This window comes from Bacillus sp. AY2-1, assembly GCF_008368965.1.
GTDB lineage: Bacteria > Bacillota > Bacilli > Bacillales > Bacillaceae_G > Bacillus_A > Bacillus_A thuringiensis_S.
The window spans coordinates 1-11690 of record NZ_QPEL01000171.1 but is presented as its reverse complement, the minus strand read 5'-3'; the positions used below and the strand labels follow the sequence as shown (position 1 = coordinate 11690).

Below are 11690 nucleotides of genomic sequence, written 5' to 3'. Positions count from 1 at the left end.
AAAAACAAAGGTCATTGATTCCAAGTTCAGTCCCCCTCGTGATGTATAGTCATTGTCACTATAGTAAAAATGCATTGTACAGAAGCTACTATCATTGTTGATTCACTCTTGCTTCTTAACTTCAAATTTTTTATATTTGTCGCTTTCTCATTGTCCCCAATATTAATAGTGGCAATTCAAAGCATTTTTACCACATACTACTTAATTACTATAACTTATATAAAATAATTTAATTATTAAAAGTAATTAAGTTATTTTATATCTATCATATTAACTACATAAATTATCATCGTCAAGAAAAGTGTCTCGGATTAAAGATTCTTCATTCCCTAATATCTTTTAGTACTCATGTATTTATTAGAAAAAGATTAGATCTATGTTCATTACATGAAATGAATAATAAAAAGGCCAAAATGAACATATTCTTGTTCGTTTTGGCCTTTTTATTATTGCTTCAGATGATTCTTAACTGCTCTTATAACCAATTCGTGATCTTCTTCTGGTGGTAATCCCGAAACTGTTATCATTCCAATAACCCCTACGTCTTTTATTCTGATAGGAAAGCAGCCACCAAACGCAGCATATTCCGAAGTATCTAAAAGATATTTTTCATTATATGAGATTCCAGTTATTTCACTTTGTATCTGCATATAATACGAGCTATGATCATGCAGAGAAACGACTCGTTTTTTACGCTCAATCCATTTCGTATTTTCCTCATTTGTCCCTGTCATTTTGAAATGAAACAATTGCACACCGTTTTTCGTTATATCAACAGCAATCAATTTCCCCTCTTTCTTCGCTGTTTCAACGATAAATAAACCTAGTTGCAGTGCATCTTCATTTGTAAAAGAGGAAAATTGAAGTGTTTCCTCCTCTATTAAAATTCGTTTACTTATTTCATTCAAATTTGAAGTACTCATATCTTTAACCTCCATAATTGTTTTATGCCACACCGACATTTTTCCGAAATTATTAGGCCATATAGTACAACCTTTCAATCAATCTGATTCTAAATAAACTACTGTAACATCTTTGGTGACTAGTACCGTAAAGCTTGTTTTCTTCTTACTGGTGCTATTATGAATGATATTCAAAGTTATAAAAAGTACTATTCTAGTTACCCTTATCTTACAGAGACTATTATGAAATATATTTAACATCTTAAAAATGTATGTACTAAAGAATAATATTTTTAATCACTAGCTTTTTTGATCAATCATTATAATCCAATTTCATCAAAATTTTTATCAATTATTACACTATCCAACAATAGGAGGAAACAAAGATGGATGAAAATATATCCAAAAGCTGAAAAGCAGTTGAATCCCTTGAAGGAATAGTTGTAATTCACTACATATAGAAATAGACATACAAAAACGCTATCCTTTCCTATAATTCTAAAGAAAGAATAGCGTATTTTTTCAAAAATGAGTTCTTTTATTGAGAAACTTTGATTCTATATCATACATAAAAGAGCAACTAGTGCTAAAACAGCTGGAAGTCCTTGTTTCACAATAATTGATTTATTAGATGTGAAACCTCCGAAAATAGCTGCTATCACCACACAAATCACGAAAAATAATTGGACCATATAACCAATTGGATTGAGCCCAAGTACAAGTCCCCAAATGAGACCAGCCGCTAAAAATCCATTATATAAACCTTGGTTTGCAAACATAATGGCTACGTTTCGATCTCCTTCTAAATGCTTCGGTAATTTGAAAGCACGTTTCGCTACTTTTGAATCAATAAAAAACATTTCAAGGATCATGATAAACAAATGTTCTAATGCTACGATCCCGACTAAAATAGCTGCGATTATTTCCACACTATTCTGCCCCCTACACTCTCTATTCTTTAATATTCTCTACATTTTTTTGTATCTGTAATAGAACATGAATAAGTATTTTGCGTTCTTCTCCACTGATATTTACGAACATTTCCTTCATAAAATGTTCCTTTTCTTTCTTGTCAAAATATTAATTGATGTATCAATTATTGATACATCAATTAATATACATCTCTCTTTTTATTTTTGCAAGTTTTTTTGCTCAATTGGTTTTATTTTGTTCCAGCAACTTTAAACCAATTCAAAACATCAGTTCGTATTTCTAGAAATCATAATTACTTTAAGTTCATTCTGACAATCATATTTAACTAAATATATAAAAGAATTGAGTTATATCTCCATCAATTTATAAAAATTAATTTTTTCTAAAAACAGATACTTTACGTTTTTTATAGTAATAAAAATCATTTTTTGTTTCAGAGGCAATCCATTTTGTTAGCTTGATGGGCATAGGATAGCACCATATGACGAACCAATTATCTTTCAAGAAGACGGCTAGAAATCTGGATTTGGTACAGGAGTTGCCTACTTCCCCGATCCAGATGGTACTAATTTAGAGCTAATTGCTCCAAAAGGGCCATTCAGACATGAATAGTTAAAATAAATTAATACCGAAACAAGCCACCTTCTGCCTGGAAGGTGGCTTGTTTGTCGGCAAGTTGATAGAATGACTAAAAAAGGACAAACTCTCCAATGTGAGAAGTTTGTCCAAAAAGTTTTTCATGTTAACTATTTTTACACTAATACCAATAATAGTGAATTAGAATAATGACTTAATACTTGCTAAGACAGTAAGTACACCTACAATAATAACAAATACGTTGCTCATTTTCCCTTTGTATTTAGCAAGTACTGGTACTTTATGGATCGCATACATTGGTAATATACATAAGATAGCAGCGACTAACGGACCGCTAAGGGCATCAATGATTCCAAGAATACTTGGATTTGTATAAGCAACATACCAACATGTTAGTACAACAAAAGTAAGAATCATTGTCTTAACTGTTTTTTCTCCTATATCTTTCCCACGTTTTTTACCGGACTTGATAATCATGTCTCGCATTACCTCATACGCTCCTATATAATGGCCAAGGAAAGACTTTGTAATAGCCACAAAAGCAATAATTGGAGCTGCAATCGTGATTACAGGTGAATTAAGTTCATTCGCAAGATATGAAAGGATTGATAAGTTTTGCTCTTTTGCCATTTTTAAATCCTCTGGAGTTAAGCTCAGTGCACTACTCCAAACGAAGAACATAACTACAACGAATGTCATGATATAACAAACCTTTTGTATTTGCGCACATTTAGCATCAGTGGCTTCGATTCCATACGTAGCTCTCTGTTTCACAACAAATGATGAAATCATAGGTGAATGATTAAATGAGAATACGATGATTGGTAGAATCAACAGTATCGTTCCCAAATATCCTGTTCCTGTTGAAGCAGTAGAAACAGCTGAAAAGCTAAGCATTGACGTATTCCACTGTGGAATTAAAGATATTGCGATAAACAGTAGAGAAGCTATGAAAGGATACACTAGCATACTCATGATCTTTACAGTGATATCTTGACCAAAATTCAGTATAGCGATAAGACCAAGAACTAATACAAGTGATAAAATAGCCCTTGGAGGCTCTGGCATGTGCAATTGATGCACGATAAAACTACTTGCAGTATTTGTAAGCGCAACCGAATACATTAGTACGATTGTATAAATTGAACTGAAATATACGATGTTAAAAATGATACTCGCTTTATTTCCGAAATACTCTCTAATTGTACCTGTGATCCCCTCATCAGCAGAATTAGAAGCGTATATCATTTTAGCAAGCGCCCTATGTGAGTAGTACATAACTGGATATGCAAGTAATGTAATTAGTAGTAAAGATAATAAACCACCTGAACCTGCATTAATCGGTAAAAAGAGCACCCCTGCTCCAATTGCAGTTCCAAATAGACTGAGTGCCCATGTAGTATCCTGCTTATGCCACTTTTTCGGATCTGCATATTGCTCATTTTTTAGTGCGGTATTTTCAGCTTGAACTTCTATTTTCTTTGCAGTATTCCCGTTCATATAATAACTCCCCCTTGTATCTATTCCTACATCTCTCTTTACACCTAACAAATATTCCCTTTTCGGAAAATGAATTCCTTACAAGTTGCCCCACTTTGTATGTCCTTCATCATAATGAATCCAAATTGAAACATTCGCTAGTTAGCGTCCTAATATAATTGTTAGCGTTCACAAAAAAGTTTACTCGTAATATCCGCTCTTTATATAAAGACCTCTTAAGAGAACAATATAGAATAGACTTCATAAATACGTTGCAACATTTCTAATAACAGTGTATTACTTTAATGGTTTCTCTTTTTTTACTTTTAACAGTAATTTTAGCTAAACCGGCCTCTCTTCATTTGCGAGGCATTTCTTTCTCAATTCTATACATTACCTTCATAACTTCGGTAGCACTGATGATATTTCTTACACAAGCCACTGAAGCACATTACATACATTTCGCCTCTAATCACACACCTTTCTTACTAATAATCGCATTTTTTATATTTTCTCCAGAGATAATAAAATTTCTCTCGACGCCCTCATTATAACGTGTATATTTATAAAATTAATATTTTTATATTTTCAGAAATATTAAAGCGGAATAATTTTATATGGATAATATTTTACAGTTAGCATGTAGCCATTGTTTTTATCGCTTAAAGCTGAATTAGTTAGTAAAAAATACAATAATACATTGTTTTTCTAGGTGACTTATTATAAAGATACTTATATCTCCTTTTATCAAAAAATTTTATTTTAAACATAAAAGATATTCTAATAAATAATTAATGTAGGTAAAAAGAAAAAAATCCCAAAATACAAAAACCAAATTTTAGGATATATATTATTAATATTGAATTCATATACAATTTAAAAAGCTACACTGAGCAAAAAACAAAAAAGCTGCCCCATATGGACAGCTCATTTACATAATTATCGTTATCAGGAATACACAAACAAATCACTTCAATATCATCTTAATTGTAGTTTGTTCGGCTCTTCTTCAGGGATATCTCTATGTTTGTAATGAATCGTTTTTACATCATTTCCTTTTATGCGAAAAGTAATTATGTCCTCTCCATAAGGCGGATTGTGTGCATCCTCAAAAGTTTAAATTTTAAAATCCCTCATTAACTAGCTCTTTTATCGAGTTTAATTTTGAAGAAAGCTCGATAAACCATTCTTCATCCCCTGTTAATAATGCAAGATCTATAAGATAAAGGATTTGTTCCTTATTTATTACCTTTGATTCAGGAAGTTTGTTAACGTGTTTACTAAAGAGTAAAATCGCTTCGTTTATTGTGTACTTGCCGTCACGTTTCACAATACTAACTGTAACTATATCCTCTACATCATCAAGTGATACAATATAACCAACTATTAATTCACCTTCATTTGATATTCCACGAACCCAATCTCCTACTTTTAAAACATGATTATTATTTGACATCATACCGTTTCACCTTCTTATAAATATTTTTTGTGACGATAAAAAAGATATAAAAACAAATTATACTGTAATATTTTTCATTACATTTAAGTATTAAGAACTCACGGCTATATAATAATTAAGCCGCTTAACGCTCTTGATTGATAAGTTCAACAACTTCTTTCATTGTATAATTCTTTAAGTATTCACCTAGATGCTCTTCAGCACCTAAGAAAATAGCGAAAAGAACTTTTCGCATGTTCGAACCTACAACACACTGATTGTTTGATTCTGGACACTTCGGCTGCAAAGCACCTTCAGAGGTTATCTGATAAATATGCCAAAGATTAATTTCATCTAAATCGCGAGCGAAAATAAAACCGCCACCAGTCCCCTCTTTCGATTGTATAAACTTATGTTTTTTTAACAAACTTAGTACTTTGCGAATGCGTACTGGGTGAACACCTGCACTTTCTGAAATAGCATTACTTGTTGACATCCGGTCTGGCTGTAAAGCTAAATAAGTTAAACTGTGTATGGCCAAGGTAAAGTCGCTGTTCATTGTTTTCCTCCTACAATCAAAAATATTGTTTCTCATATATTAACATACTGTAGCCGTCAACTACCCCTACTGAGATAAAGCCTTTCAGTGGGGCTTGAGTTTGAATGCTAGGTCTTTTCTGTCTATTACTAGACAGTTGACGCTCTAGCGTTCATGCCACCTTATGGTAACACCCCAAGTATGTTTTTGGTTGGTACTGACAACGAATGATTGTTTTCCCACTTCCACCACCCTTTCGAAAAAGAGCAGTTCTCCCTTATAGAAGAAGCCACCACTCAGATGAATCCGGCGTGTGCTACAAGCCCCGACAAGTCGAGTACACATGGATGGTTGACACACCCACTAAGCTATGCGCGAAGCAACAGCCTTACGTTTTTGCACTTCTAATAGAATCGGCGTTTTTACCTTGAGATTGCCATCTAATTCTACAACTTTTGATTTTTTCAATGTATTCAGCGCACCATTAATATCAGCATGGATACATGTTCCTGCTTTACTTTGGTACAGACCACGCGTGATTCGTTTGCCACTAAAGCAATAATGAGTTTTACCATCCTTAGACCAAACTGGAACCGGATTTTTATCCAGAAAACTAGCTTTTGAAGTATAGCTTTCTTCTTGTTTTACAAATCGGATGCCTTCTTTTATACATTTATTCTCAATTGCTGCCATCAGTTTGTGAAATGGGATTTGAACAAATGTTTGATTATTCTTTTTCCCCATATCAGATTTTTGTTTCCAACCAGCGTTATACCCTACGACAATTGTATCTACGTTACATGCTCTCACTTTTTTGAACAACAGGCCTACAGTTTGTGAAATGTAACCATTTATTTGTCGTTCTCGTTTGTGCCAAAGTACAGCCATTTGATTCGTTACAATACGTTTTGAAATTCCATTGTCCATATTTTTCCGCCCTAGATTACGTATCATTTTGTTGAAGTACTGGTTAATGGATTTTAATTTTTTCCCATCAATTAAAAATGCATCACCTGTATTTGTCACACAACTTACTAATCTATCTACACCTAAATCGCAACTCAAAGCGTTACTCGTGGTCGTGGGTGGTTTCTTCATTTGAGAAACGTGCATCTCATATGTGTAATGCACCTCAAAGAACCGACCTTTTTGCTTCGGTATAATCTCAATGTAGGAGATTTTTTTATTTCTCAAGTTTTTAGGCATACGTATTTTAATGGAACCGAATTTTTTCCTGAATGCCACATTCATCGGAATGATCCAATATCCGTTCTCATCCACTTTTGGCACTTGATAGATTTCAATAATTCGTTTGTCCGTGGAACGAGAATAATTTGGAAACTTCGGACGACCTGTGAACTTCTCAGGATGTTTCTTCCACTGTTCCAACGCTTTAAAAAAGCTTTTTACTTCTGTAAATACGGCTCTACGAATCGCTTGAACAGAGTTTGATTGAACGCCCGAGTAGTTCGTATCGGCTTGCATAGCAGTGTCCACTTCTTTTACAGTAGCCATCCTGTTATTGTTCAAGTAACTTTGTTTCATCGTGTATAGCCCAACATTTCGCAACGCTTTTGAACTATGCGACATGCGCTGCAGTAAACGAAATTCTTTAGCTGTGAGGCAAGCTCGTCCGATATTCTGTTTCTGCGTGAATCGTTGCATGGTTTCTCTTTTCTTTTGTTTCCGTAATACTTTCACTGCTTTCTTTCTAGCCATTGTTTTCACCACCTTTCTCAGAGAGTTTATTACAATTATTTCTTTCCTAAAATCGTGTTTTTTCTTAGGAAAGAAATATTTTTGTAACTGTTAATTACTTTTGACAAATCAATATTTAGAACGGAACAAAATGTGAACATGGTCTTCATCGTAATTCCTTTTGGTCCAAGTATCCAAATGATTATGATTATCCTTATCTAATTTAGTTGTCCTACGATATATCCCCTCCTTACCTAGGGCAGATTATATCGTAAGACAAAAGAAACAAAAGCGTTCAGCCTATCTTCTGACGGTAATTCATCTCCACCTGAATTGTTGGGTTTCAACCGTAACCCAAATCAGATGGGGTCTTCTTGCCGGAAAGGATAAATATTACAGATAGGTTAGCCAGACGTTAAAATATAATAAGAACCACTCTTAGCATAAAGAAATAGATTCCATAACTCACTTTAGCTTTTTAAGTTAAAAATACATTAAAGACTCCATTGTTTCTTCACTTGTTCTTCTGCCAATTGTTTAATTTTTGTCCATATCGTATCTTTACTTACAATAACATTTGTTTGATAATTTCTATCGTTATAATTGACTGTAACACATACTTCTATCATTTTCTGCTTCCTCCTTTTATACCACTTCCCCTAAAAAATATTACTTATTAATTAGCCAGCTTTTGCAGTTCAATGTTTAAAAATGTTCGGACGCTACGTGGTAAAAATTTACGAATTTCTTCTTCGTTAAAACCAATTTGCAATCTTTTTTCGTCCAGCATAATCGGGCGACGCAACATTAATGGATGCTCAATTATTAATGTATAAAATTCATTTAGCGAGAGCTCATCAATATTTGTATTTAAGTCCTGAAAAGTTTTCGATCTAGTTGAAATAATTTCAGTAGCCCCCTCTTCAGTTAAACGAAGAATCGATTTAAGCTCATCAACTGTCATAGAATTTGATACGATGTTTTTTTCAATATAATCAATTTGATGCTCTTCAAGCCATGCTTTCGCTTTTCGGCATGAAGCACAGCTTGCTGTTGTATATAGAATTACCATATTTAACTCACTCCTTTAATGTTATTAAACGTACATTTTAAATATCGCTTATTGAAATGTATTAAAAAAAATTACAGTTTAGAATCAAATTCACATAATGTTAATTATTCAGCAATGTTTCATTTATCGCTATTATTCATGCTACATTTTACAGACGTTAACAACTCACTTTTAAAAATCTTACTGTAATTTTAAACTTTACAGTTCAATTAATCAACTGTTAAGTCTTGGATTAATTTTAATAACACAACAAATTATTCTCATGTAAAATTCCCCATAGCATGATGGCTCCTTCAAAGCACATTTCACGCATTTCTTGCTTACAAGTGCTATTATGGATTATATTCATCCTAATAAAAAGTACGTACTTTAAAGTGTTATAGGTACTAAAAAGTAACATATGCATTTTCAAGTGCCATTCTGCTTATTTCTCTCTTACATCGGTTATTATGACCGATATTTAGCACAATAAATAGTACGCACTTTAAAGTGTTATAGGTACTAAAAAGAAATAATTTTAGTATTGCAACGGATGTAGGCTCACAACTGTAATCTAAATTCATCAAAGGAGTTTTTTTTATGAAGACATACAATATTCCTGTAGAAGCGACTTTAGAAGTTATTGGTGGAAAGTGGAAGGTTGTTATCCTTTGTCATTTAAAAAAAGGAACAAAAAGAACGAGTGAATTAAAACGTTTAATGCCTGGTATTACGCAAAAAATGTTAACCCAACAATTACGGGAACTAGAAGAAGATGGTGTAATTCAAAGGAAAGTATATGACCAAGTACCACCAAAAGTAGAGTACTCTTTAACGGATTACGGTTCGTCTTTAGGAGCTATACTTGATTCCCTCTGTTCCTGGGGAGAAGTTCATCTTGAAAAAACCGGGAACACATCCATGCTGATTACAGCAGATGAATAATAACTGTAGAAGACATAAAAATAGGTTGAGACAATACTTGCCTCAACCGGTTTTTATGTCTCTTTATAATTTTTTGCAGTAATGACTGTTTCAAACTCAAAGGTTTCGGGTAGATGATCTGCATAAGAATATTCAAAAGTTCGTCCATCCGTTAAATAAGCTACTTGTTCAACTCGCATTAGGAAATCCTGATTTGTTAAGTTCATAAACTGCTTTTCCCTATCATCTGGGCGAATTCCTTTAACCCTGACAACAGATGTCCCTACTTCAAGACCAAGTTTATTTTGAATATGTGAGTATATCGACTCCTCTAAAACAGAAGCCTCAACACCTGGGATAACCGAAATTGGCATCCATGTATGCTCCATAATCGTCGGAATGCTGTGAATGATGCGGAGGCGAATGATTTTATAGACGAAATCACCGATTGAAACTCCCAATTTCTCAGCAACTACTTCATCAGCCCCAACAATCGCAAACTCGATAATTTGACTTTCTACCTCACTGCCGTATACAGCTTTCGTACCCGTTAAAGTTTGAATCATTCGTGCCTTTTCCTGTTGACGCCAATCTTGCACCACTGTTCCACTTCCGCGCCGGCGGATAATGTAGCCGTCTCTAACTAATAGATCCAGCGCTTTCTTAATAGTAAGGGCTGAAACACCAAATTCTTCAGCAAGGACGGGGCTACTCGGAATTTTTTCGTTGATTTTATATTCACCGTCTAAAATTTGCTGTTTAATCTTTTGATAAATGCCGAGGTATTTTACTTGTGTTGATCCGCTTGCCATTTCCATACCTCCTTTATACTGCAAACTCTCTTCTATTCATTCAAATGTAAAGCCTCAAGTTTGTAAACTGAAGGTGATGGGGAAGCAAATCCATTTTCTAAGATTTCAATATTCGTTACCGCTTCTTCGTCTTTCACAAGTTTTGGTGCACCATTTATAATTGTTTCATACGCGGCATCATAGAAACGACCGTAATCACCAAGTGGCGTTTTAATTTGTTTTTCAATCCAGTCACCATTTGCATTACGATACTTAGCAACTCCATAGTACATCGGTGAATCTTCACCAAACCCTACACTCTCAGGCATAACACCCGCTTTCAAATCATTTTCCTGTTGATCTTCACCATATTTAATAAATGATCCATTTGTTCCATGAACGATAAAGCGTGGATAATCTTTTGCTACGACATGGTTCGTTTTCAGCTTAATCTTCAACTGATTTCCGTAATGTAAACCAACATCGAAATAGTTATCAACCGCACCTTCCATTTCATTATTACGAATATCGTATGTCACCGTATCTGGACGGCCGAATAGTGAAATCATACGGTCCATCGTATGAATACCTAAACTGTAAAATGAACCTTCTTCTTTTGGAGCTTCATGAGTGATTGAACCAGGACGGAAATAATCAATATGTGATTCAATCTCAATAATATCACCAAGGAACCCTTGTTCAATTACTTGCTTCACAGCTAAAAAATCACCATCAAAACGGCGGTTTTGATAAGGCATAACTACTACACCTTTTTCTCGTCCTAAAGCTAATAATTCTTTCGCATGTTCCACTGTATCGCAAAATGGTTTTTCAACGATAACTGATTTTCCAGCTAGTATAACTTTTTTTGCTAATTCATAATGCGTATGTGCTGGCGTACAGATCGTCACGACTTGAATTTCCTTGTCATTCAACAATTCGTCCAAATCAGTAGTGAAGTAAACACCTTTTTCCTTATATGGAGCCGCTAATTTTTCATTTATTTGACGTACAAAAATCGTTTTTATTTTTATATTATTACGTGTGTTTACATAAGGTAAGTGATAGCGGTTAGCTGACTTTCCAAATCCAATAAAGCCCATTGTTAATGTCATATTTTTCAACTTCCTTGCTCATAAATTTTCGTTTCTACATTTATTATATAGTTTACTTTTTAAAAGTATATAGTTTTAGTTCTTAATTTGTATATAAAATGAAAAAGTAGGGATAGAAACCATTTCGATTTTCATCCCTACTTCTTTACTATATTTGTGTAATACCAGACATTAATTGTTTTAACTCGCACGTTCTCTTTTTGTCTTTCTTTAAATGACAAAGG

11 protein-coding genes and 4 pseudogenes are annotated in these 11690 nt (G+C 33.8%); 2 read left to right on the top strand and 13 right to left on the bottom strand.

Annotated features, from left to right (window positions below):
* Window positions 1-446: 446 nt before the first annotated feature.
* Both DN403_RS27305 and DN403_RS27300 read right to left on the bottom strand, forming a co-directional pair.
* Window positions 447-962 carry a heme-degrading domain-containing protein gene (locus tag DN403_RS27305; RefSeq protein WP_074789785.1) on the bottom strand — a complete coding sequence of 172 codons (516 nt, stop codon included), beginning with the start codon at window positions 960-962 and terminating at the stop codon, window positions 447-449.
* 497 nt (window positions 963-1459) lie between these two features.
* Window positions 1460-1831, bottom strand: a complete 372-nt coding sequence (locus tag DN403_RS27300; protein WP_000402472.1) for a DUF1304 domain-containing protein — start codon at window positions 1829-1831, stop codon at window positions 1460-1462.
* A gap of 487 nt (window positions 1832-2318) precedes the next feature.
* Here DN403_RS27300 and DN403_RS27295 point away from each other — a divergent pair.
* A pseudogene (locus DN403_RS27295) lies at window positions 2319-2447 on the top strand (VOC family protein); the annotation flags it as partial.
* Window positions 2448-2612: 165 nt separating this feature from the next.
* On the opposite strand, the gene DN403_RS27290 reads toward DN403_RS27295, so the two are convergent.
* From DN403_RS27290 to spxA, 8 genes and pseudogenes are all read right to left on the bottom strand, one after another.
* On the bottom strand, window positions 2613-3932 hold the full coding sequence (locus DN403_RS27290; RefSeq protein ID WP_149185953.1) for an aromatic amino acid transport family protein: 1320 nt from the start codon (window positions 3930-3932) through the stop codon (window positions 2613-2615).
* Between the two features lie 957 nt (window positions 3933-4889).
* A pseudogene (locus DN403_RS27285) lies at window positions 4890-5027 on the bottom strand (DUF3888 domain-containing protein); the annotation flags it as partial.
* Window positions 5028-5034: 7 nt separating this feature from the next.
* Complete coding sequence (locus DN403_RS27280; protein WP_000987461.1) at window positions 5035-5370, bottom strand: IDEAL domain-containing protein; 336 nt, start codon at window positions 5368-5370, stop codon at window positions 5035-5037.
* A gap of 124 nt (window positions 5371-5494) precedes the next feature.
* Window positions 5495-5908 (bottom strand): Rrf2-family transcriptional regulator SaiR, encoded by a 414-nt coding sequence (gene saiR, locus DN403_RS27275; RefSeq protein ID WP_001083466.1) that lies wholly within the window; start codon window positions 5906-5908, stop codon window positions 5495-5497.
* Between the two features lie 342 nt (window positions 5909-6250).
* Complete coding sequence (locus DN403_RS27265; protein ID WP_149185952.1) at window positions 6251-7606, bottom strand: RNA-guided endonuclease TnpB family protein; 1356 nt, start codon at window positions 7604-7606, stop codon at window positions 6251-6253.
* A 71-nt stretch (window positions 7607-7677) separates the two neighbouring features.
* Window positions 7678-7762 (bottom strand): annotated as a pseudogene (locus tag DN403_RS32415) (transposase); the annotation flags it as partial.
* Window positions 7763-8079: 317 nt separating this feature from the next.
* Window positions 8080-8214, bottom strand: a complete 135-nt coding sequence (locus DN403_RS27260) for a BA3454 family stress response protein (RefSeq protein ID WP_000573531.1) — start codon at window positions 8212-8214, stop codon at window positions 8080-8082.
* A 47-nt stretch (window positions 8215-8261) separates the two neighbouring features.
* Window positions 8262-8657 carry a transcriptional regulator SpxA gene (gene spxA / locus DN403_RS27255; protein WP_000236191.1) on the bottom strand — a complete coding sequence of 132 codons (396 nt, stop codon included), beginning with the start codon at window positions 8655-8657 and terminating at the stop codon, window positions 8262-8264.
* Window positions 8658-9236: 579 nt separating this feature from the next.
* Between spxA and DN403_RS27250 the strand changes: the two genes are divergently transcribed.
* A complete protein-coding gene (locus DN403_RS27250; RefSeq protein ID WP_000860831.1) occupies window positions 9237-9581 on the top strand; it encodes a winged helix-turn-helix transcriptional regulator in 345 nt (114 codons plus the stop codon).
* 53 nt (window positions 9582-9634) lie between these two features.
* On the opposite strand, the gene DN403_RS27245 is transcribed toward DN403_RS27250, so the two are convergent.
* The 3 genes and pseudogenes from DN403_RS27245 to DN403_RS31995 all read right to left on the bottom strand — a co-directional run.
* The gene (locus DN403_RS27245) at window positions 9635-10372 is read right to left on the bottom strand and encodes a GntR family transcriptional regulator (protein WP_000146283.1); all 738 of its coding nucleotides are present in this window, start codon (window positions 10370-10372) and stop codon (window positions 9635-9637) included.
* A 32-nt stretch (window positions 10373-10404) separates the two neighbouring features.
* Window positions 10405-11466 carry an oxidoreductase gene (locus DN403_RS27240; protein ID WP_000176638.1) on the bottom strand — a complete coding sequence of 354 codons (1062 nt, stop codon included), beginning with the start codon at window positions 11464-11466 and terminating at the stop codon, window positions 10405-10407.
* Window positions 11467-11620: 154 nt separating this feature from the next.
* Window positions 11621-11690, bottom strand: a pseudogene (locus tag DN403_RS31995) (winged helix-turn-helix transcriptional regulator); the annotation flags it as partial.

Coding starts and splice junctions, on each gene's coding strand:
- DN403_RS27305 (WP_074789785.1), bottom strand. CDS start 962: ATGTCGGTGTGGCATAAAACAATTATGGAGGTTAAAGATATGAGTACT.
- DN403_RS27290 (WP_149185953.1), bottom strand. CDS start 3,932: ATGAACGGGAATACTGCAAAGAAAATAGAAGTTCAAGCTGAAAATACC.
- DN403_RS27280 (WP_000987461.1), bottom strand. CDS start 5,370: ATGATGTCAAATAATAATCATGTTTTAAAAGTAGGAGATTGGGTTCGT.
- saiR (WP_001083466.1), bottom strand. CDS start 5,908: ATGAACAGCGACTTTACCTTGGCCATACACAGTTTAACTTATTTAGCT.
- DN403_RS27265 (WP_149185952.1), bottom strand. CDS start 7,606: ATGGCTAGAAAGAAAGCAGTGAAAGTATTACGGAAACAAAAGAAAAGA.
- DN403_RS27260 (WP_000573531.1), bottom strand. CDS start 8,214: ATGATAGAAGTATGTGTTACAGTCAATTATAACGATAGAAATTATCAA.
- spxA (WP_000236191.1), bottom strand. CDS start 8,657: ATGGTAATTCTATATACAACAGCAAGCTGTGCTTCATGCCGAAAAGCG.
- DN403_RS27250 (WP_000860831.1), top strand. CDS start 9,237: ATGAAGACATACAATATTCCTGTAGAAGCGACTTTAGAAGTTATTGGT.
- DN403_RS27245 (WP_000146283.1), bottom strand. CDS start 10,372: ATGGCAAGCGGATCAACACAAGTAAAATACCTCGGCATTTATCAAAAG.
- DN403_RS27240 (WP_000176638.1), bottom strand. CDS start 11,466: ATGACATTAACAATGGGCTTTATTGGATTTGGAAAGTCAGCTAACCGC.